19 protein-coding genes and 1 pseudogene are annotated in these 22,168 nt (G+C 59.9%); 12 read left to right on the top strand and 8 right to left on the bottom strand.

Annotated elements, in window-relative coordinates:
• Window positions 1–3: 3 nt before the first annotated feature.
• The 4 genes and pseudogenes from MUBE_RS15960 to MUBE_RS11005 form a co-directional block, all read right to left on the bottom strand.
• On the bottom strand, window positions 4–141 hold the full coding sequence (locus MUBE_RS15960) for a hypothetical protein (RefSeq protein ID WP_165849820.1): 138 nt from the start codon (window positions 139–141) through the stop codon (window positions 4–6).
• 74 nt (window positions 142–215) lie between these two features.
• Window positions 216–551: a PE family protein gene (locus MUBE_RS11015; protein ID WP_116540548.1), complete on the bottom strand. Its 336-nt coding sequence runs from the start codon at window positions 549–551 to the stop codon at window positions 216–218.
• Between the two features lie 354 nt (window positions 552–905).
• Window positions 906–1,121, bottom strand: coding sequence for a DUF2617 family protein (locus MUBE_RS19505; RefSeq protein ID WP_424399088.1), 216 nt, complete (start codon window positions 1,119–1,121; stop codon window positions 906–908).
• Window positions 1,122–1,169: 48 nt separating this feature from the next.
• A pseudogene (locus MUBE_RS11005) lies at window positions 1,170–1,801 on the bottom strand (DUF4178 domain-containing protein); the annotation flags it as partial.
• A gap of 215 nt (window positions 1,802–2,016) precedes the next feature.
• Here MUBE_RS11005 and ruvC point away from each other — a divergent pair.
• The 3 genes from ruvC to ruvB are packed head-to-tail and all read left to right on the top strand — an operon-like array spanning window position 2,017 to window position 4,213.
• Window positions 2,017–2,583: a crossover junction endodeoxyribonuclease RuvC gene (gene ruvC / locus MUBE_RS11000; RefSeq protein ID WP_116540570.1), complete on the top strand. Its 567-nt coding sequence runs from the start codon at window positions 2,017–2,019 to the stop codon at window positions 2,581–2,583.
• A complete protein-coding gene (gene ruvA / locus MUBE_RS10995) occupies window positions 2,580–3,179 on the top strand; it encodes a Holliday junction branch migration protein RuvA (protein ID WP_116540547.1) in 600 nt (199 codons plus the stop codon). Before ruvC ends, ruvA begins: the two co-directional genes overlap by 4 nt.
• Entirely contained in the window at window positions 3,176–4,213 is a 1,038-nt protein-coding gene (gene ruvB / locus MUBE_RS10990) for a Holliday junction branch migration DNA helicase RuvB (RefSeq protein WP_116540546.1), read from the top strand. The genes ruvA and ruvB overlap by 4 nt, the downstream gene beginning before the upstream one ends.
• A 292-nt stretch (window positions 4,214–4,505) precedes the next feature.
• On the opposite strand, the gene MUBE_RS10985 is transcribed toward ruvB, so the two are convergent.
• The 3 genes from MUBE_RS10985 to gabT form a co-directional block, all read right to left on the bottom strand.
• On the bottom strand, window positions 4,506–4,745 hold the full coding sequence (locus MUBE_RS10985) for a hypothetical protein (RefSeq protein WP_133297105.1): 240 nt from the start codon (window positions 4,743–4,745) through the stop codon (window positions 4,506–4,508).
• A gap of 163 nt (window positions 4,746–4,908) precedes the next feature.
• Entirely contained in the window at window positions 4,909–8,427 is a 3,519-nt protein-coding gene (gene car, locus MUBE_RS10980; protein WP_116540544.1) for a carboxylic acid reductase, read from the bottom strand.
• Between the two features lie 134 nt (window positions 8,428–8,561).
• Window positions 8,562–9,902: a 4-aminobutyrate--2-oxoglutarate transaminase gene (gene gabT, locus MUBE_RS10975; protein ID WP_116540543.1), complete on the bottom strand. Its 1,341-nt coding sequence runs from the start codon at window positions 9,900–9,902 to the stop codon at window positions 8,562–8,564.
• A 252-nt stretch (window positions 9,903–10,154) separates the two neighbouring features.
• Here gabT and yajC point away from each other — a divergent pair, with 252 nt between their 5' ends.
• From yajC to MUBE_RS10945, 6 genes are all read left to right on the top strand, one after another.
• Window positions 10,155–10,520, top strand: coding sequence for a preprotein translocase subunit YajC (gene yajC, locus MUBE_RS10970; protein ID WP_116540542.1), 366 nt, complete (start codon window positions 10,155–10,157; stop codon window positions 10,518–10,520).
• Window positions 10,521–10,610: 90 nt separating this feature from the next.
• A complete protein-coding gene (gene secD, locus MUBE_RS10965; RefSeq protein ID WP_116540541.1) occupies window positions 10,611–12,416 on the top strand; it encodes a protein translocase subunit SecD in 1,806 nt (601 codons plus the stop codon).
• 3 nt (window positions 12,417–12,419) lie between these two features.
• A complete protein-coding gene (gene secF, locus MUBE_RS10960; protein WP_116540540.1) occupies window positions 12,420–13,802 on the top strand; it encodes a protein translocase subunit SecF in 1,383 nt (460 codons plus the stop codon).
• 44 nt (window positions 13,803–13,846) lie between these two features.
• Window positions 13,847–15,514, top strand: coding sequence for an ABC transporter substrate-binding protein (locus MUBE_RS10955; protein WP_116540569.1), 1,668 nt, complete (start codon window positions 13,847–13,849; stop codon window positions 15,512–15,514).
• A complete protein-coding gene (locus tag MUBE_RS10950) occupies window positions 15,496–16,053 on the top strand; it encodes an adenine phosphoribosyltransferase (RefSeq protein ID WP_116540539.1) in 558 nt (185 codons plus the stop codon). Before MUBE_RS10955 ends, MUBE_RS10950 begins: the two co-directional genes overlap by 19 nt.
• Window positions 16,054–16,148: 95 nt before the next feature.
• The gene (locus MUBE_RS10945; RefSeq protein ID WP_116540568.1) at window positions 16,149–18,521 is read left to right on the top strand and encodes a RelA/SpoT family protein; all 2,373 of its coding nucleotides are present in this window, start codon (window positions 16,149–16,151) and stop codon (window positions 18,519–18,521) included.
• Window positions 18,522–18,573: 52 nt separating this feature from the next.
• Here MUBE_RS10945 and MUBE_RS10940 read toward each other — a convergent pair whose 3' ends face one another.
• Entirely contained in the window at window positions 18,574–19,461 is an 888-nt protein-coding gene (locus MUBE_RS10940) for a peptidylprolyl isomerase (protein ID WP_116540538.1), read from the bottom strand.
• Between the two features lie 172 nt (window positions 19,462–19,633).
• Between MUBE_RS10940 and MUBE_RS10935 the strand changes: the two genes are divergently transcribed.
• The 3 genes from MUBE_RS10935 (at window position 19,634) to MUBE_RS10925 (ending at window position 21,914) form a co-directional block, all read left to right on the top strand.
• Window positions 19,634–20,290, top strand: a complete 657-nt coding sequence (locus tag MUBE_RS10935; protein ID WP_116540537.1) for an MBL fold metallo-hydrolase — start codon at window positions 19,634–19,636, stop codon at window positions 20,288–20,290.
• Between the two features lie 6 nt (window positions 20,291–20,296).
• On the top strand, window positions 20,297–21,571 hold the full coding sequence (hisS, locus tag MUBE_RS10930; protein ID WP_116540567.1) for a histidine--tRNA ligase: 1,275 nt from the start codon (window positions 20,297–20,299) through the stop codon (window positions 21,569–21,571).
• A gap of 133 nt (window positions 21,572–21,704) precedes the next feature.
• Entirely contained in the window at window positions 21,705–21,914 is a 210-nt protein-coding gene (locus tag MUBE_RS10925) for a PE family protein (protein ID WP_243633007.1), read from the top strand.
• The last annotated feature ends 254 nt before the right edge of the window (window positions 21,915–22,168 follow it).

Genomic DNA, 22,168 nt, shown 5'->3' with positions numbered 1-22,168 from the left:
CAGTCACACGGCGTCCTCATACCGACCAGGCAATTCCTTGAAAAGCGCCAGCTCCGCGGCGATCATTTCTCGGGTGGTCGGCAAGTTACCCGGGTTGGCGACCGCGGCGCCCATTGCCATCTGCGGCAGATTTGCCGTCACCACTCCAGTGTTGACCGATGTCGGTGGGGCTTTACCGGCAGTCGCATTTATGGGGATATGCAGAACGGTATCGTCTAGTGAAACCTGTGAGCCGTTATCCCAGTGGGTGGCACTCCGGAGCCGCCGCTATCGCCATGTTGGCGGCCTCGGTGCCGGTTATTAGGAATCCGCACCAGCCGCAGGGGCGTTGGCAAACTGCTCATGCAGCACTGCTGCCTCAGCAGCGATAGCTTGATGTAGCTCGCCTTGCGCACCGCGTTAAGTGCTGACACCTCGTCGGTGGCCGCAGGCATGGTACCGATCCTTGCCGAGGTCGCCTCGACATTACTGAAAACCAGCTGCGCAGCGATGCCTTCCAGGTCGGCGACTGCTGCTCCGAGTAGTTCTAAGTCTATAGAGACATTAATCATAAGAGTTTCTCCTCACAACACCAAGCTGCTGCCTGCGGTGGGTACTTACCGCTGGGCCCTGTTGCTAAGGTTGAACAGCAACATATGGCGACCGGTGCGTAGCACCAGCGACAGGGCAAACCCGCCTAAACCACCGTAGGCCAGGACTCGTTTATGATGCGATATACGAGCTGATATTTCTGTTTCAGCAATATGAATCCCGAAAATTAGCGACCGGTGGCGGCAACGGCCAACGCGGCCGGTATCCAAGGGATGTCGCGGATACAGGCGCCACGTCCGCCAGCGTCTCAGCCGATACTGTCGGGTTCGGCGGCAAGGGCGGTCGACGCGGCATCATCGCCGAGGAACATGCTGTCAAGCCACCCGGTTGGCTGTGCGCGTTCGTGTGCGAGCCAGCAAAACGTCTCTTCCTCGTGCGTATCGGTGCGGGATGTGAAGAAGGTAGCCGGCCGTGTCGGCGTACTCCGGCAGATCGTTTACAGAGCTGCTGACAGTTCGGGAGATCTGCTCAGAGAAGTGGCAGCTGGAGTGTTCGATTGTCGCCACATGCGATGCGTTGAGGACCTCCAGCAGCAGGATGCTTCGGTCCGGGGTGTTCCAGGACGTAGCTGGCCATGTCGGGGGCGCGTGGTAAACGGTGAGCTTGTCGGCCAGCACAGATTTTCCGGTCGGTATTTCCTGTGACATGCTTGGCGCCCAGCGCTCGAACGACAGCAGCGTGGTCTCGTCGGCGTAGGCAGCGAAGTTCATCTCCTCGCCGGATGGCAGGCTTGCCGTGCCTTTGGTGGTATAGCTGGTGCGGTCACGCTCGGATTCGTTAAACGTCACGCCGTCGACAACGTGTTGGTCGTCGGGCTGCAACGACTCGAGGTCTTCGCGGGTAGCCCACATCGCCAATTTGAGACATCCATAGTTGTTTTCGACACTGAACCAGATCGGCTGGTTGTTATTTTACCAGCAAATGCTCCCGCCAGATGAAGAGGCTTTCACGGTAGGTGATCGATCCGGTGGACTACGTAGTCGACGTTGCCATAGCTGACGATGGCCCTGGGGTCGAGTTGTCGGGGCCCGAATTGCGGCATCGCGTTAACGGCAAGCGGGTCCTAACGTCAGCCTGGCTGGGTCGGTGTCTTGGGTCGCCGCAAAGCCGTTACGAGAGTAACGATGGATGCGATGAACAGCACCGCGGCAAGAGGGAACAGCAGTGATTCCACACAGACCTTTCTGTGCCGGACGGCGAGTGCGCACATTAAATTACAAGTGCGTACATTAAATTACAAGTGCGTACATTAAATTACAAGTGCGTACATTAAATTAACAGTTTTTAAATTAACAGTTTTTGGTGGGTTCGACCGGTGTTATGGGGACGTCCGGCAAGCCGTGCCACCGCGTGTCCTACCCGATGCTGTCGAGGTTGGCCGCTAGACTACCGAACAAATGTTCGGTGCTGGATGGGGAGCATGTGATGCGCGTGATGGGTGTCGATCCCGGGTTGACGCGGTGCGGGTTGTCTGTCGTCGAAAATGGACGCGGTCGCCACGTTGTCGCGTTGGATGTCGACGTGGTGCGCACATCATCGGACACCCCGGTGTCTAAGCGGTTGCTCGCCATCAGCGATGTCGTCGAGCACTGGTTAGACACCCATCAACCGGATGTCATGGTCATCGAGAGGGTTTTTTCTCAGCAGAATGTGTCGACGGTGATGGGTACGGCGCAAGCCGGCGGGGTGGTCGCGTTGGCCGCAGCGAGATGTGGTATTGACGTGCACTTCCATACCCCCAGCGAGGTGAAGGCTGCAGTCACCGGCAATGGTGCCGCCGACAAGGCGCAAGTTACCGCGATGGTTACCAAAATCCTTGCGCTGCAAATTAAACCGACATCGGCCGATGCGGCCGACGCGTTGGCCCTGGCAATCTGCCACTGCTGGAGAGCGCCGATGATCACGCGGATGGCTACGGCCGAGGCTCTGGCCGTGCAACATCGTCAGGCTTATCGGGCCAAGGTGGCCGGCAAGGTTAAGAGCGCCCGATGATCTACTCAGTCCGCGGTGAGGTGCTCGAGGTGGCACTTGACCATGCTGTCATTGAAGCCGCCGGCATTGGCTACCGGGTCAACGCCACACCGTCGACGTTGGCAACGCTGCGACAGGGCAGCCAGGCCCAACTGGTTACCGCAATGGTTGTGCGTGAGGACTCGATGACGTTGTACGGGTTTTCCGACACCGAGAACCGTGACTTGTTCCTAACGTTGTTGTCGGTGTCGGGAGTTGGGCCCCGCCTTGCCATGGCGACCTTGGCCGTGCACGACGCGACGGCGCTGCGGCAGGCACTGGTCGATCGCGATGTTGCCGCGCTGACCCGGGTGCCTGGCATTGGCAAACGCGGTGCTGAACGGATGGTGCTGGAGTTACGCGACAAGGTGGGTGTGGTCGGGGTACCCGGATTAACCGCGAGCGCTGCTGCTAACGACCACGCGGTGCGAAATCCTGTGATTGACGCTCTGGTCGGGCTGGGTTTTGCGGCCAAGCAAGCCGAGGAGGCAACCGACCAGGTGCTGGTCGAATGCTATGACGCGACGACATCCAGTGCTCTGCGGGCCGCCCTGTCGTTGTTGGGTAAGGCTCGATGAACGAGGACTACGTGGATCGGGATGTTTCTCCGGCGCTGACCGTCGGTGAGGGCGACATTGACGTCAGCCTGCGGCCGCGCTCATTGAGGGAGTTTATCGGTCAGTCGCGGGTGCGTGAACAGCTCCAGTTGGTCATCGAAGGGGCTAAGAACCGTGGCGGCATGCCGGACCACATCTTGCTGTCTGGCCCACCGGGGCTAGGTAAGACCTCGCTGGCCATGATCATCGCTGCTGAACTGGGTTCCTCGTTGCGGGTGACTTCCGGACCTGCGCTGGAACGCGCCGGTGATCTAGCAGCAATGCTGTCCAACCTGGTTGAGCACGACGTGTTGTTCATCGATGAAATCCACCGCATAGCCCGGCCTGCGGAGGAGATGCTGTACCTGGCGATGGAAGACTTTCGGGTCGACGTGGTCGTCGGTAAAGGCCCTGGGGCGACATCGATTCCCCTGGAAGTCGCGCCCTTCACCTTAGTTGGTGCGACCACCCGGTCCGGCGCGCTGACCGGGCCGCTGCGTGACCGATTCGGGTTCACTGCGCACATGGATTTCTACGAACCTGGCGAGCTGGAGCGGGTGTTAGCTCGCGCGGCCGGAATTCTGGGCATCGAATTGGACGCTGAGGCGAGCGCGGAGATCGCTCGACGCTCGCGTGGGACGCCGCGGATCGCTAACCGATTACTGCGCCGGGTCCGTGACTTCGCCGAGGTGCGCGCTGACGGCGTCATCACCCGCGATGTCGCGAAGTCAGCACTGGCGGTCTACGACGTCGATGAGCATGGCTTGGACCGACTGGATCGGGCGGTACTGTCGGCGCTGACCTGTAGCTTCAGTGGCGGCCCGGTTGGGGTTTCGACGTTAGCGGTGGTGGTCGGGGAGGAGGTGGCCACTGTAGAAGAGGTGTGCGAGCCATTTCTAGTGCGCGCCGGCATGGTGGCGCGAACTCCGCGCGGCCGGATGGCCACGGCGCAGGCCTGGACGCACCTGGGCATGACGCCGCCAGCCGGGGTGAGTCAACCGGGGTTGTTCGAATAGGTTGTGGCGTTTGGTTCGATCCGTTAGCGCCAAAAGCAAGTCCCCGGTTCCACCGTTGACGCGGTTGGCAGCTCCAATGCCGTCGTTACTGGCGTTGCTTGCCAGCCAACCCGTGCAGTAACCTGTGATGCCGATGGGATTTATTGCTATCCCATCCGCGTCGTTAGCCAACCTGTGGACAGCTCGGCAACAATCCTAGTCGGCGTGCTCACCGCATTCAACAACTCCTGCAGTGCCGAGGCGTTCGCTGCCTCGGCGTACGTGCCTCCGCTCAAAGGCCGGCACAAACTGTTCATGAAGCAGCGCCGTACGTGCACTCAACGTCTGCAAATCCTGCGCGTAGGCGCCACACAACTTCGTGATAGCCGGCCGACACTGCATCGCTACCAAACGGGACAGTCTCCGTTGTCAACGGTGCTGCCGCCGCGGCAAAAGCCTCAGGTGCGATGATCACAGAAGACGACATATCGGGCCTCTTGATCTCACGGTCATCCAACCTCCCAAGCAGTTCCCGAAACGTTACCTGCGTCACAGGGGAACCCTCAGTCAATTTGGTCATTTCACACAGTATTTGAGCTGTGTTCAACACACACAGCAACAGCGACTCACGCGGCCGTGATCTGAGGTTTTCCGGAAGTCCTCAGGTTGCTTGACACACCGGCACCGACGGCATGGGTTGGCGAGGATCGACCGGTCTAAGCTCGGAGCAATCCTAGCAGTTGCAGATCGCGAACATACTTGGCGATAACTGCCGGTGAGATATGCGGAATATCTCTGTCCTGACCAATTTTGGCGTCTTGAACGGTTGTACGGAACCGTTCTGTAGTTGCCAGCGAACTATGCCGCGGCTTCTCAGGCTTCTGGTAGTTGTACAACAACGGCAATAGTGAGCTGTGTCGCTGCTTTTCGGGCAGGGCGCGCAGTGAAGTCTCAAACCGCCGCAGCCATTCTCCGTAGTCGCTGATGCGCTGTATTGGGCAGCCGGTGGCCATGAGCCAGTCTACGAACTCGTCCATCCCGATGCCGTCGTCATGCGGGTTCATCACGTGATAGGTTGTGAACCCATCACGACCGTGTCGGTGTTGGGCTCCCAGGGTGGAGATCGCTGCGGCGATGAACTCCACAGGCAGACCGTCATAATGCGCGCGTTGCCGATTGCCCTCGGCGTCTAGCTCATAGAACGAGCCGGGTGCGATGCCGGTGGCTGCCAAGCTCAGCATCATTCGAGTGAACATATCAGGGACGTTGAGTTGACCGGCATAGCTGGTGTCGGCCATGATCATGTTGCAGCGGAAGACAGCTACCGGCAGATTGCATAAGTCATGGGCTTCACGCAGCAGCACCTCGCCGGCCCACTTGCTGTTGCCGTAGCCATTGGCATAGTTGTTGTTGTTGTTGCGCGTCGGGCTAATGACTCGGATGTCAGCGTCTTCGGTGAACTTCGCCGGCTCGATCTGATCACCTACGCCGATTGTCGACACATAGATGTACGGTTTTTGTTTGCTGGTCAGCGCGATCCGTATCAGCTCCGCGGTGCCCAGAGCATTGGGGCCGAATAGCTCGCTGTACGGCAGCACGTGGTTAACTAGGGCGGCAGGGTCGACGATCAGATCGACAGCATCGGCTAACCGTTGCCACGTTTGCCGATTCAAGCCCAGGTCTGCTTCGCCCTTGTCGCCGGCGATGACCTCCAGGTGGTCGGCGGCCAGTTCCTGGTAGTGCGCCAGCAGTTTGGGGTCGCCGCTATCGAAGGTCTTGTCGAGCCGCGCCCGAGCGTTTTCGTCGGACTTGGCCCGCACCAGGGCGATTACCTTGCCGCCGAACAGATTCATCCGCTCTAACCACTCCAGGGCCAAATAGCGCCCCAGGAAACCCGTTGCGCCGGTGAGTAGCACGGTGCGCACTTCGAGACTGGGCTCTGGCAGCGATGACGCTGCAGACAGCGTGTCGGCGTTGATGAACTTGTCCAGTGTGAGGTCACGCGCGTGCACCTCGACAGCGTCGCGACCGTGTACGGCCGCGAAGGTGGGTCGCCTCGTACCCTGCCGCTCGCCTTCGATGTAGTTGGCGATCGCCGCCAAGTCGTTGGCCGGGCTCACGATGAAGCTTACCGGTACATCGATGTTGAAGATTTCTCGCAGCAGGTTACCGAATGTCAACGCGGACAACGAGTCTCCACCTAAGTCAGTGAAATATGCACTCGGCGACAGATTGGTGATAGCGGTACCCAACATGGCGCCCGCGGCCCGGCTCACCGTCTGTAGCACCGGCGCGTCGGCCCCGCTTTGCCGAAGCGCGTGCAATTCATTTGCCTGGCCTTCAGTCAAATCGGCATAGAGTTGTTCGAGCCGCGCACCGTAGTGCTGCTTCAGTCTTGGCCACGCCAGCTTGCGAATGCCGGTGAGTAGACCGTTCTCCAGGCTAAACGGCGTGGTCTCGACTATGAAGTCGCGTGGCACCTCGTAGGATTGCAGGCTGGCCTCTTTCGCGACGTCCTGCAGTGAATCGGCAATCAGCTGCTTAAGCACTTCACTATCATTGGTAGCCAATGCATTCTCGGTCGGCACCACAACCGCTAACAGGTAGGAGTATGCACTGTTACCGTAGATGTAGATCTGCTGAACCAGTGGGCTATTGCCGAAGACCGCCTCGAGCTTTGCGACGGTGACGAACTCACCCTGCGCGAGCTTCAGCACGTTGTTGCGGCGGTCGATGTACACCAGCCGGTCAGGACCGGTTTCGGCGACGACGTCTCCGGTCCGATAGTACCCGTCGGTGTCGAACACGGTTGCGGTGACCTCAGGCCGCTTGTAGTAGCCGGGGAACATGTTTTGGGTCTTGAGCAGCAATTCGCCTCTCGGATAAGGCTGGTCGGTGCTGAAGTAGCCCAAATCTGGAACGTCGACTAACTTATAGTCGATGACCGACGGACGTTGCACTTCGCCGTCAAACAAGACCATGCCGGCCTCGGTGGAACCGTAGCCTTCCAACAGATGCATCTCGAGAAGAGACTCGACCCAGTGCTTCAACTCCGGGGCGGTGGGCGCCGAACCCGTCATGGCGAAGATATACCGCCCGCCCAGCAGGCATTGTCGCTGTTCCGCGATGACTTTGGCTTCTATGGCATGACGATCGGCGGAGCTGTCGGCAGTGAGCCGGTGGTCGACCTGGCGTTGGAATTCGCCGAATAGAGTCTCCCAGATGCGCGGCACGAAGTTCAACTCGGTGGGGCGCACTAGCTCGAGGTCTTCCAGCAGCGTCGAAAGGTCACTGCGGGCTGCGAAGTAGGCTGTGCCGCCGTTGCCGAGCGTGCCGTAGAGGATTGCACGGCCCATGACGTGACTCATTGGCATGAAGTTCAGCGTGATCGACGCGGCGGTCGGCCCGAACCAGTTTCTGCTCGTCCGACACCACATCTTGCCGACGTTGCTCTGTAGATACATCGCGCCTTTGGGGGCATCAGTGCTGCCGGATGTATAGATCAGCAGGGCTAACTGGTCATCAGCGTCATCGGGCACGGTGATTGGTGTGGCAGGCAGTTTATTGCCGCGGTCGAACACGTCGGCCAGGGTCTCGATGATGACTGCAGTGTTCACCAACCGTGTGTGGGCGGCTTTGACGGCTTCGCGCTGGTCGTCCACCTCCGGGTGGTAGTCGAACACGACTAGCCGTGCAGGTGCTAGGCTGGCGCTCAGGACCAGCTCGACAGCGTCGGGCAGCTGGTTCACGCTCGCTGCGATCACGCTGGGCTCGGTCTCGGCCACGATCGGTTGTAGCTGGGTGATCGCCGCGCTGGTCTGCAGTGGAACCGACACGGCGCCGATCATGCCGATCGCCATGTCGATGGTGGCGTAGTCGACGCTGTTGAAGCCCAGGATGCAAACCCGGTCGTCGGTGTGCAGTGCGTCGTGTATCCAGGCGCGCGCCAGAGTTCCGACGCGGTCGCCTAGCTCGCGGTAGGTGATGGTCTCAAAGCGGGGGAGTAGCTCCACCAAGGTGCGTCCGGTCTTCGGGTCTTTGACGAACTCGACGACACGCTGGCCTAGTGCCGGCCGCTGTGCGTAACCTTCTAGCGCAGTTCGGATGATTTGGGGCAGTCGCAGCTCGGGTTGGGCAAGGGTGGCGGCGACCGCTGGGTCGGGCCTGGCGGCGGCGAACTGTGGGTCGTTGGCGGTTAGGTCGTCAACGCGGTCCTGGCTAGCGTTAGTCGACATAACAGTTCCTTGCGATGCGAAATAGGTCGCTGGCGCCACGCTGCACTGGCGATTAAAATGTTAGTAATACTAACTGTATTACTTAATGGTGGGGTTGTAGATATGATATTGCCCACCGCAGAAAGCCGGTCCGGCTAGAGGTCGCCCAAGATCTGGCACAGGATGTCCAGGCCTTCGGTCAGCAACTCGTCGCTGATGGTCAGCGGCGGCAGCAGCCGGATGACGTTGCCGAACATGCCACACGCCAAGATGACGACACCGGCAGCGTGGGCGGTGCTGGCCACTTTCTCGGTCAGCTCGGCATCGGGATCAGCCGTTCCGGGTTTCACCAATTCGACAGCGATCATGGCACCGCGGCCACGTACGTCGCCGATCCGATCGTCAACGGCCTGCAGTCGCAACAACCGCTCGGTGATCAGCCGTTCGATCTGTTGGGCTCGCTCGATCAGGCCGTCGTCCTCGATGGTCGTGATGGTTGCCAACGCTGCTGCGCAGGCGACTGGGTTGCCACCGAAAGTGCCACCGAGGCCGCTGACATGCGGGGCGTCCATGATCTCAGCCCGTCCGGTCACCGCCGACAGCGGCAGCCCGTCGGCAATGCCTTTGGCGGTGCAGATCAGGTCGGGCACGATTCTGTCGTGCTCGCAGGCAAACATGGCGCCGGTGCGGGCAAACCCGGTTTGCACTTCGTCGGCGATGAACACCACGTTGTTCTTGTGACACCAATCCAGCAGAGTAGCCAAAAATCCCTTGGCTGGAACGATGAAACCGCCTTCGCCCTGGATCGGCTCGATGATGACGGCAGCCAGGTTGTCGGCGCCGACCTGCTTCTCGATGACGTTGATGGCCCGCGCGCCGGCCAACGTGCTGTCGGTTACTAAGTCCTTGTTGAGCAGGGCATCCCGATAAGGATAGGATAATGGCGCCCGGTAGATCTCTGGTGTGAAAGGACCAAAGCCACTTTTATACGGCATAGACTTGGCAGTCAGCGCCATAGTCAGGTTGGTGCGGCCGTGGTAGGCGTGATCGAACGCGACCACAGCTGGCTTGCGGGTGTACGAACGCGCAACCTTGATGGAGCTCTCCACTGCCTCGGCGCCGGAATTGAGCAGCACCGAGCGTTTCTCACCGGAGCCCGGGGTAATCCGATTGAGTTGTTCGGCGACGGCGACGTATTCCTCGTACGGCGTGACCATAAAACAGGTGTGCGTGAAGTCGGCTATCTGTGCGCGCACTGCTTCGACGACGCGGAGAGATGAGTTGCCGATTGTGGTGACGGCGATTCCAGACGCTAGGTCGATAAGCCGGTTCCCGTCGACGTCCTCGATGATACCGCCGCCGGCGCGCGTGACAAACGCTGGCAGGGTGACTCCTACCCCGTGAGATACCGCCGCGATGCGGCGTTCCGCCAGTTTACGTGATGCGGGGCCGGGGATTTCGGTGACCAGCTTACGGCTTTGCTCGACGCTGGTCACATGGATCCTCCTGGTTGCGACACGCTGGTTGCGTCGCGGATAAAGTGTAGCTGTTTAACGGGGTTTTCATGCCGGGTGAGTGGCGCTCGGCCATGTCTCCAGAGGGCGGGGAGTGTGCGCACTGCGCCGGTTGGGTGCTACTTGGGTCCTGCCGGACTAGATGGGCACACACAGGACGGTTACTGGTGCGCGCCTGCCGGTCGGCTTGGCAGCGTTGCGCGCAATACCGATACGTTAAGGACAGGCGGGTCAATGGAGAGTTTGGTTTTATTCTTGCCGTTCCTGCTCATCATGGGTGGGTTCATGTTTTTCGCGTCGCGGCGTCAAAGACGTGCGATGCGGGCTACGATTGATTTGCATGACTCGCTGCAGCCAGGTGACCTAGTGCACACTACCTCCGGTCTGCAGGCTACCGTTGTCGCCATCACAGGCGAAACGGTCGATCTGGAGATCGCGCCGGGTGTCGTGACTACTTGGATTAAGCTGGCGATTCGTGACCGGATCGTAGCTGACGACGAGGACATGGACGAACACGAGGCCGAGTTGGGGGACTTCGCGGACCGCGATGACCTAGAAGAGTCCGACAGCTCCGTTAACGTGGAGAAACGAGTGCTTTAGGGATTCTTGACAGCGCTTGTGCGAAACGGTCCAGTTACGTGACACGTAGGCTCTGTCGGGAAAACCGAATTTCAAGGAGATACAAGGAACGTGGCATCGTCTTCGGCGCCGGTGCATTCTGGCCGTTACTTGTCGGTGTTTCTGGTGTTGCTCATCGGGGTCTATCTGTTGGTGTTTCTCACCGGGGACAAGCGGGTAGCTCCCAAGCTCGGCATCGATCTTCAGGGCGGCACTCGCGTCACGTTGACTGCGCGCACACCAGACGGCTCGCGTCCGAGCCGGGAGGCATTGTCACAGGCGCAGCAGATCATCAGCGCCCGGGTTAACGGGCTCGGAGTCTCCGGTTCGGAGGTCGTCGTTGATGGCGACAACCTGGTTATCACGGTGCCTGGGAACGACGGCAACGAGGCCCGCAATCTGGGGCAGACCGCGCGTCTTTACATCCGGCCTGTGCTCAACTCATTGCCGGTGCAAAGCGGTCAAACACCTGCGCCGGGTCAGCCAGCCGGCACGCCGCCGGCGACTTCTCCCGCACCGGGGGGAGCGGCACCCAGTCCTGCACCGGTGCTGCCTGGCCACCCGGGCGTGCAACCGCATCCCTACCCGCAGGACCCGACGCCGCTACCTAGCCCAGCCCCGCCACCGAAGCCGGGCATTAACACACCGGCACCCTCAGCCGGGGTAACACCACCGGCTGAGGTGCCTCCGGGTGAGCAACCCGCGCCACCGGATCCACGCAAGGACCTCGCCGAACGCATTGCTGAGGAGAAAAAGTGGCGGCAGAGCACCAATCAGAGCATGCAGTTCTTCGCTTTGCAGTTCGAAGCTACCCGCTGTGACAAAGAAGATATTCTGGCCGGCAACGACGATCCGAATCTGCCTTTGGTGACCTGCTCGGCTGAGCATAAGATGGCGTATCTGCTGGCGCCATCGATCATCAGTGGCGATCAGATCCAAAACGCCACCTCTGGTATCAATCAGCGTGGGGTTGGCTATGTCGTCGATCTGCAGTTCAAATCTGCGGTGGCAAATATCTGGGCTGACTTCACCGCCGCCCATATTGGCACCCAGACCGCTTTCACGCTGGACTCTGAGGTGGTAAGCGCCCCGGTAATCAACGAAGCAATCCCGGGTGGACGTACCCAGATCAGCGGTGGAGATCCACCGTTTAGTGCAACAGCCGCGCGCCAGCTGGCCAACGTCTTGAAATATGGATCGCTACCGTTGTCCTTCGAATCGTCGGAAGCCCAAACGGTTTCGGCGACTTTGGGGTTAACATCGTTGCGGGCAGGTCTGATCGCGGGTGTGATTGGACTGATCTTGGTATTACTCTATGCGTTGCTGTACTATCGGGTGTTGGGCTTACTTGCGGCGTTTTCGCTGGTTTGCTCCGGGGCAGTGGTTTTTGCCATCTTGGTGCTCTTGGGCCGATATATAAACTACACGCTAGATCTTGCCGGCATCGCAGGTCTGATTATAGGTATCGGCACCACCGCCGACTCGTTTGTGGTGTTTTTCGAACGAATCAAAGATGAGATCCGCGAAGCCCGCTCGTTCCGGTCAGCGGTTCCTCGCGGCTGGGTGCGGGCCCGTAAAACGATCGTGTCGGGCAATGCCGTCACCTTTCTGGCCGCTGCAGTGCTGTACTTTTTGGCGATTGGCCAGGTGAAGGGATTCGCGTTTACCCTGGGTCTTACCACGATCCTGGACCTGGTGGTGGTGTTCTTGGTGACCTGGCCTTTGGTGTCTCTGGCTCCCAAGTTCTCGATGTTGGCAAGGCCGGCCTACAACGGATTAGATGCGGTTGCGCAGGTTGCCCGTGAACGACGGGCCACTGCGCATATGAAGACTGACTCAGCGGCTCGCTCCGGGGCCACCAAGACAGGACGGGGGTAGCGGATGGCCTCCAGTGCTAAGGTTGGCACCGAGATCACCAAGGGCATCGGCGAACCAGACCGAGATGACAACACCGATGGCGAGAGCGCCGGTGCGGTCTATGTCAACGAAGGCGCCGAAGATGCCATGAAGCTGGCTGACGATACTGTCATACACCTGCCGCGGCACGGCTTTCTTTCCCGGCTCTACACCGGTACGGGTGCGTTTGAGGTGGTGGGACGCCGACGGCTGTGCTACGCGGTAGCAGGTGCCATTGTGGCGCTCGTTGTTGTGTCTATCGTCGTTCGTGGGTTCACTTTCGGGATTGATTTCAAGGGTGGCACCACCGTGTCAATGCCTGTTGCAGGTACAACAGGCACAATTGCGGTTGCGCAAGTTGCTGATCTTTTTAAGAAGACCCTCGGTAGTGATCCGGAATCGGTGGTAATCGTCGGTAGCGGCACGTCAGCTACAGTGCAGATCAGTTCGAAAACGCTGTCCAATGATCAGACGTCGAAGTTGCGTAACGCCTTGTTCGACGTATTCGGACCTACAGGCGCCGACGGTAAGCTTAGCAAGCAGGCCATCAGCGACGCGGAGGTATCGGAGACCTGGGGCGGTCAGATCACCAAGAAGGCAGTGATAGCCCTGGTGGTGTTCCTGTTGCTCGTCGGCCTATATATCACCGTGCGGTACGAGCGTTATATGGCCGTCTCCGCACTGACGACCATGTGTTTCGACCTGACCGTCACCGCCGGCGTGTACTCGCTGGTAGGTTTCGAAGTCACTCCAGCCACTGTCATCGGCTTGCTGACGATCCTCGGTTTCTCTCTCTATGACACCGTCATCGTGTTCGACAAAGTTGAGGAGAACACACATGGCTTCCAGCACACCACTCGGCGTACTTTCGCCGAGCATGCCAACCTGGCGATCAATCAGACTTTCATGCGATCGATTAACACCAGCCTGATCTCGGTATTGCCGGTGATGGCGCTGATGGTGGTCGCGGTGTGGCTGCTGGGCGTAGGCACGTTGAAAGACCTGGCACTGGTGCAGCTGGTCGGCATCATCGTCGGCACCTATTCGTCGATCTTTTTTGCCACTCCACTGTTGGTCACGCTTCGTGAACGCACCGAGCTGGTACGCACTCATACCCGTCGGGTAGTCAAACGGCGCATCCCCGGTTCGCATGTGCCCGCAAAAAACGTTGACAGCAACACTACATCAGACACCGCAAAACCGCAGGATCAAGCGGAATCCTGTGCTGACGCATCGTTGCAGGAGGACACCGAGGCTGCCATCATGTCCGCTTCGACAGCACCCAGTAAGCCGGAACCAGGGGCGCGTCCGGTGCGGCCGACCGGTACTCGACGTCCTAGCGGCAAGCGGAACGCCGGCCGGCGGTAGTCAGGGTGGCCACCCTAGGTCGGCGAGCCGTGGGCGATGGTGACTTGTTGGCCGGCTTACTCGGAGTTTTGCCGTGGATCGCGGTAGGTTTGATCGCGACGCTGGTGACTTCTTTGACGTTGACCGCATGTTCTGGCAGCGCCGCGGGGGAGATCGTCTATGTGGTCGATGGTGCGTTGAGCACCTATAACACCAACACCGTCGTCGGTGCCGCGTCGGCCGGAGCGCAAGCGTTTGCCCGCACGCTCGTTGGTTTTGGCTATCATGGCCCGGATGGACAGGTGGTCGCTGACCACGATTTCGGAACCATTACGGTGGTGGACGGTACGCCATTAGTGCTCGACTATCAGATCGCTGACAATGCTATCTACTCCGACGGCAAGCCGGTGACCTGCGACGATCTGGTGTTGACCTGGGCGGCCCAGTCCGGGCGGTTTCCTGGCTTCGATGCTGCTAACCAGGCTGGTTACCGCGACATCGCCAATATTGAGTGTCTGGCCGGGCAGAAGAACGCGCGAGTGTCCTTCGTCCCGGATCGCGGCGTTGTCGACTACAATCATCTTTTCACCGCAACCTCAATAATGCCGTCACACATCATCGCCGAGCAGCTGGATATCGACGTCACGGCGGTATTGTTGTCCAACAAGGTGCCATTGGTGGCTCAGATTGCGCGATTGTGGAACACCACCTGGGACCTCAAACCAGCTGTCGATTTGAAACGTTTCCCATCATCAGGCCCATACAAGATCGAATCCGTTCTGAATGGTGGCGGTGTCGTCCTTGTTGCCAACGACCGTTGGTGGGGCTCCAGGGCGATCACCAAGCGGATCACAGTATGGCCGCAGGGAGCTGATATCGGTGACCGAGTCAACAACCGAAGCGTCGACGTTGTCGACGTCGCGGTTGGGTCGTCGGGATCGCTGGCCACTCCGGACAACTACGCGCGTACCGACTCGCCGTCGGCGGGCATTGAGCAACTGATCTTTGCGCCGCAGGGGCTGCTGGCTGCGGCTGCCGCTCGCCGTGCGCTCGCGCTATGTACGCCTCGGGATGTGATCGCTCGGGACGCGGGGGTATCGATCGCCAACTCACGTCTGTTTCCGACCACCGAGGATGCCATCGCTGTGACCGACGGTGCCCCTGAAGCCAGCCAGTTCAGCAAGGCGGATCCCGCCGCAGCGCGTGCCACGCTTGGTGGTGCAGTGCTGCCGGTGCGGATCGGTTACCAAGGGCCCAACGCACGGTTGGCGGCCACCGTCGGGACCATCGCCAATGCGTGCGCTGCAGCTGGTATCATTGTGTCCAACGTCACCCTGGATTCCGCGACGGATCCCTCGGGCCCGCGGGCGCTTCGGGACGGAAAGATCGACGTGCTGTTGGCCAGTACCGGTGGTGCCACCGGCAGTGGATCAAGTGGGTCATCCGCGATAGACGCCTACGACTTACACAGCGGCAACGGCAACAACCTGTCAGGCTACGCAAACGCTCAGGTCGACAACACTATCGGTGCGCTGGCGGTATCTGCTAATCCGGCCGAGTGCGTTCGGCTGCTCGCCGATAGTGCACCGGTGCTTTGGGCAGATATGCCGACATTGCCTCTATACCGGCAGCAGCGAATGCTGCTGAAGTCGAGGACGATGTATGCAGTGAACAGGAATCCGACCCGTTGGGGCGCAGGTTGGAACATGGACAGATGGGCGTTAATACAGTGAAACGTCCTAGGGGGGGTGCTTCCGTAGCCGACCTTATCGCTGCTCGGACCCGGGATGTAATCGATTTCCCGACGCCAGGAATCCAGTTCAAAGATCTCACTCCGTTGTTCGCCGACAACCAAGCAATGGCCACGGTGATCGATGCACTAGCCGACGTTGCGGCTGGCGCTAATTTGGTCGTCGGCATTGAATCCCGAGGGACTATGGTGGCGGCGGCTACCGCGGCCCGGCTCGGTGTCGGTGTGCTGGCTGTTCGCAAGGGCGGCAAGCTGCCGCCGCCGGTGTTCAGCGAGGATTACATCATGGAGTACGGCAGCGGCACCGTCGAGATTCCCGCTGACAGTGTCGAGCTGCGCGGCCGCAACGTGGTGATCATTGATGACGTCTTGGCCACTGGCGGCACCCTCGGTGCGGCGTGCCGGTTGCTGGAGCGCAGTGGGGCTGGTGTCATTATGGCGGCGGTGGTGATGGAACTTACGGAATTGGGTGGTCGCGAGGCGGTTGTGCCGCTGCAGGTACACAGCTTGAGCCGTGCCTAGCTTCGCGACCCGAGTACTTCCAACCGCGCCGGAGTAGCCCGGGAACAGTGGGGTAGTTGGACTCAGAGATACCCTCAAGGTCGGAGGTGACCAACGTGGCGGATGACCAGGGCCCGGCGCAAGTTCTGCAACCGTTGGCACCAGCTTCGCTGGTCTTTGGGCCGGCTGTTGAGCCATCGGAGCCGTCTGTCGAAAACTTGAAGACTGCTAGCAGTGCTTCTCGTCGAGTCCGGGCTCGGTTGGCCCGCCGGATGACCGCACAACGCAGCACGATCAGTCCCGTACTCGAACCTCTGGTGGCGGTGCATCGGGAAATTTATCCTAAGGCAAACCTGTCGCTGGTACAGCGAGCCTTTGAGGTTGCCGCCCAACGGCATGCCAGTCAACTACGGCGTTCCGGTGATCCGTACATCACTCATCCGCTGGCCGTTGCCAACATTTTGGCGGAGCTAGGCATGGACACCACTACCCTGGTGGCCGCGCTATTGCACGATACGGTTGAGGACACCGGCTACACGCTGGAAGCACTGTCCGAAGAATTCGGCGAAGAGGTAGGCCATCTCGTCGACGGGGTGACCAAGTTGGATCGGGTGGTGCTGACCAGCGTCGCCGAGGGTGAGACCATCCGCAAGATGATTACCGCGATGGCCCGCGATCCGCGGGTGTTGGTGATCAAGGTAGCTGACCGGCTGCATAACATGCGCACTATGCGCTTCCTGTCCCCGGAAAAGCAGGCGCGCAAGGCCCGAGAGACATTAGAAGTCATTGCGCCACTTGCGCATCGGCTGGGTATGGCTAATGTTAAATGGGAGTTGGAAGATCTTTCCTTTGCGATTTTGCACCCCAAAAAGTATGAGGAGATCGTTAGGCTGGTTGCGGGTCGTGCGCCATCGCGTGACACCTACCTGGCCAAGGTCCGTGCCGAGATCATCAGCACCTTGGGTGCGTCGAAAATCAAGGCGACGGTGGAAGGACGGCCTAAGCATTACTGGTCGGTCTATCAGAAAATGATCGTCAAAGGGCGAGACTTTGACGACATCCACGACTTGGTCGGCATTCGCATCCTGTGCGACGAGATCCGAGACTGTTATGCTGCTGTCGGCGTGGTGCATTCGTTGTGGCAGCCAATGGCGGGACGATTTAAGGATTACATCGCTCAGCCGAGATATGGTGTGTACCAGTCGCTACACACCACGGTCGTCGGGCCTGAGGGCAAACCGCTGGAGGTGCAGATCCGCACTCGCGACATGCACCGTACAGCTGAATACGGTATCGCTGCGCACTGGCGCTACAAGGAAGCCAAGGGCCGCAACGGTCTTCTTCATCAACATGCGGCCGCCGAGATCGATGATATGGCCTGGATGCGGCAACTGCTCGACTGGCAGCGAGAGGCAGCCGATCCGGGCGAGTTCTTGGAGTCGTTGCGTTACGACCTTGCGGTGCAAGAGATTTTCGTTTTCACCCCCAAAGGGGATGTCATCATGCTGCCGACGGGTTCGACGTCGGTGGACTTTGCCTACGCGGTGCACACTGAGGTCGGGCACCGCTGCATCGGTGCCAGAGTCAACGGGCGACTGGTGGCACTGGAGCGTAAGCTGGAAAACGGGGAAGTCGTTGAGGTTTTCACGTCCAAAGCGCTTAATGCCGGACCATCGCGGGATTGGCAGCAGTTTGTGGTGTCGCCGCGTGCGAAGACAAAGATCCGCCAATGGTTCGCCAAGGAGCGACGTGAGGAAGCACTGGAGGCGGGTAAGGATGCGATGGCCCGTGAGGTGCGTCGCGGTGGACTTCCGTTGCAACGCTTGGTGAATGGTGATTCCATGGCGGCAGTGGCCCGCGAGCTGCATTACGCTGACGTGTCCGCGCTGTATACCGCAATCGGTGAGGGACACGTGTCCGCCCGGCACGTCGTGTACCGACTGTTGGCCGAGCTGGGTGGTATCGATCAGGCTGAAGAGGAATTGGCCGAACGGTCGACACCGACGACTGTGTTGCGCCGTCAACGCAGTACCGACGATGTCGGGGTTTCGGTCCCTGGCGCCCCAGGCGTGTTGACCAAGCTAGCCAAATGCTGCACGCCGGTGCCCGGCGATGCGATCATGGGATTCGTCACCCGTGGCGGCGGGGTCAGTGTTCACCGTACCGACTGCACCAACGCCGCATCTCTGCAGCAGCAGGCCGAGCGCATCATCGAGGTGCTATGGGCGCCGTCGTTGTCGTCGGTGTTTTTGGTGGCGATTCAGGTTGAGGCGCTCGACCGGCATCGGCTGCTATCGGACATAACACACGCGCTGGCCGACGAAAAGGTGAACATCCTGTCGGCGTCGGTCACCACGTCAGGCGACCGGGTAGCGATCAGCCGGTTTACTTTCGAAATGGGTGACCCCAAGCATCTCAGACACCTGCTCAATGTGGTCCGCAATGTCGAAGGCGTCTATGACGTTTATCGGGTGACGTCTGCGTCCTGACGTTGCGGTTACACGGTAAGCTCACCGTGCCCCGATGCGGGCGACTGGCCGGTTAGTCGAGCAGTAACGACTTGATGGTGACTTTGATGGCTGGTGGCCCGTCTTCACCGCCGCCGGCGACTCCACCCTGGGCGATCTTGTCCAGTGTAGCCAGCCCGTCGGCCTGGATCGTGCCGAAGACGGTGTATTCGGGCGGTAGCTGTGAATCCTGGTAAACTAAGAAGAATTGGCTGCCATTGGTGTTCGGACCGGCATTGGCCATTGCCAGCGTGCCACGGGGATATAGAACAGGCTGCTGCAATTTGGGGTCATTAGGCGGATACTGATCAGCAGGGTACTCGTTAGCGAACTCATAGCCCGGGCCGCCGGTACCGTTACCTTTCGGGTCGCCGCACTGTAAGACGCCCAGCATCGGGGATGTGGTCAACCGGTGACATTTTGTGTCGTTAAAGAAGCCTTGGCCGGTCAGACTGGCGAAGCTGTTTACCGTGCAAGGTGATTTGGCGTTGTTTAACAGCAGCCCGATATTGCCCTGATTGGTAACCATGCTCGCGCTCACCGTGGCTGGATCGGTAGGCACCTTGCCGGTCCGTGGCGGTTTGACCGGCTTGGTGGCCTTGTCCGCCGATGGCGGGTACTGGCAGTTGGCGCCCAGTTTGTCCGACGGCTGGAACGATGGTAACTGTGGAACCGACGGCGTGACAGCGGAAGCCTTAGTCGTTGTCGCCGAGTTGCTGGCGGTCGTCGAAGCGGCATCGCTCTTATGACTATGCTTATTGGCCACGATGGTAACCACTACCGCGGCGATCATGGCCGCCACCACTACCACACCACTACTGATCACGAGGACTCGGCGCCATCGGGCCTGCCTAGCGCGGCGTTCCAGCTGCCGTTTGAGTTTACGTTTGGCGCTCACGCGTCGCTGTTCGTTGGTCGGCATGTCCGGTATGCCTCCATGGTTATCCGATAGTGGGAGCCGAGTTTGCCAGCCCAGGCTAATGTGGTCGCCTTGACCCGTGTCAAGTCTTCATTTCCTGGCATCTTGTCCGGCTGCTGAGCGGGCCGTCGCAGCCCGCATCGTCGACGGCGGCTAGGGATGGGAAACTGGGGCCGTGTTAATCACCGGATTTCCCGCCGGGATGCTGCAGTGTAACTGTTATGTGCTGGCCGATCGGCCGGGCACGGATGCCGTTATCGTGGATCCTGGCCAGCGTGCGATGGGTCCGCTGCGGCGCATCCTCGACCAGAATCGTTTGACCCCGGTTGCGGTGCTGCTCACCCATGGACACATCGACCACATGTGGTCGGCTCAGAAAGTGTCCGACACCTATGGTTGCCCGACGTACATTCATCCCAAGGACCGGTTCATGCTGACTGATCCGATCTTCGGCTTCGGTCCGCGGATGGCACAGGTCGTCACGGGGGCGTTCTTCCGCGAGCCTAAGCAGGTCGTCGAGTTAGACCGGGATGGTGACAAGCTCGACTTGGGCAGTGTGACCATCAATGTCGATTACACACCCGGACATACCCGCGGTTCTGTGTGCTTCCGGGTCACGGCAGACACCGATGTGGTGTTGACCGGCGACACGTTGTTCGAGCGCACCATCGGCCGCACCGACCTGTTCGGTGGCAGTGGCCGTGACCTATACCGCTCCATCGTCGAAAAATTGATGGTACTCGACGACAAGACCGTGGTACTACCCGGGCATGGCAACTCCACCACTATAGGCGCTGAGCGTCGTTTCAATCTGTTTCTCGAGGGTCTATAGCTTGTGATAGAGGTGTTTACTGCGTTTTCTGGGCCCAAAGGGGTGCCAGACTATCTTCCGCCGGACTCGGCGCAGTTTGGTGCGGTACGTGATGGGTTGCTTACTGCCGCCCGTCGGGCCGGTTACGGCGACATCGAGTTACCCGTCTTCGAGGACACTGCGCTGTTCGCGCGTGGTGTTGGTGAATCCACTGACGTGGTGGCCAAGGAGATGTATACGTTCGTTGATCGTGGTGACCGCTCAGTGACGTTGCGTCCCGAGGGCACCGCTGGGGTGATGCGGGCAGTGATTGAGCACTGTCTGGATCGCGGCATGCTGCCGGTGAAGTTGTGCTACGCGGGTCCGTTTTTCCGATATGAGCGCCCCCAGGCCGGCCGATATCGTCAATTGCAACAGGTCGGCGTCGAAGCGATCGGTGTCGATGACCCGGCCCTAGACGCCGAAGTGATCGCCATCGCCGACGCAGGCTTCCGGTCGTTGGGTCTGGACGGGTTCCGACTGGAAATCACCTCGCTGGGTGATGAAAACTGCCGCCCCCAGTATCGAGAACTGTTGCAGAAGTTCCTCTTTCAGCTCGATCTTGACGAGCACACCCGCCGACGCGCCGAGCTCAACCCGCTTCGGGTGCTCGACGACAAACGACCCCAGATTCAAGCGATGACAGCCGCAGCGCCGGTGCTGCTTGACCACTTGTCCGATGTCGCCAAGCAGCATTTCGATACTGTGCTGGCTCATCTGGACGCCCTGCGAGTGCCATACGTCATCAACCCACGGATGGTGCGAGGGCTGGATTACTACACGAAAACAACCTTCGAGTTTGTCCACCCTGGCTTAGGCGCGCAATCCGGCATCGGAGGCGGTGGACGGTACGATGGTTTGATGCGCCAACTCGGCGGACAGGACCTGTCGGGCATCGGATTTGGACTCGGGGTGGACCGGACCCTGCTGGCGCTGCACGCCGAGGGCAAGACCGTGGCGGAAACCACTCGCTGCGACGTGTTCGGCGTGCCGCTGAACGAAGCCGCTAAGCTCAAGGTGGCGGTGTTGGCCGGACGGTTGCGTGCTGCTGGGGTCCGTGTTGACTTGGCTTATGGGGATCGCGGGCTCAAGGGCGCGATGCGCGCGGCTGACCGTTCCGGTGCCCGCGTTGCGTTAGTAGTCGGTGATCGCGATATTGAGGCCGGCAGCGTCGGGGTAAAGGACCTGGCCACCGGTGAGCAGGTCTCAGTATCTGTAGATTCTGTTGTTGCCAAAGTGATTTCGCTTTTGACGCTGGGTTAGCTCGGCCGAGCTCGTCGAACGAAACTTATCGTTCGTCTGAACCAGGCATTGCCGTTATTTGCCATACGATTGAGGAATTGATGCGGCTGTAGAAGCCGGTTCGTGAGGATGCTTAGGTGTTGGGAGCAGGGGCATGTCGTTTGTGATTGCGGTCCCCGATCTGGTGGCGGCCGCAGCGACGGATCTGCACGAGATCGGTACTTCGCTGAGCGAAGCCAATGCCGCAACTGCTGCCCAGGTAACCGGAGTGCTGTCGGCCGGAGTTTATGAGGTGTCGGCAGCTATTGCGGCGTTGTTTTCTGGATATGGCCAGTCCTACATCAAGCGCTCAGCACGTAGATAGTGCAATTTCACCAACAGTTAGCCTAGGCATTAAATGCCGGTGCGGCGCAGTACGCCGGCGCTGAGGCGACGAACGTCTCGCAGTTGCAGACCCTGGAGTAGGACCTGTTGATCTGATCAACGCTCCCGCCAAGGCGCTGCTGAGATGCGCGTTGATTGGCAGCGGTATCTCCGGAGACGGCGGCATAGCCCAGCGAGAGCCCGGAGGCTTGTTGTATGGCAATGGTGGCAATGGCGGTCAATTGCCGGGCACTT

Source organism: Mycobacterium uberis (genome assembly GCF_003408705.1).
Classification (GTDB): Bacteria; Actinomycetota; Actinomycetes; order Mycobacteriales; family Mycobacteriaceae; genus Mycobacterium; species Mycobacterium uberis.
Note: the sequence above shows the minus strand (reverse complement) of the source record. Positions and strands in the feature narration are given on the sequence as shown.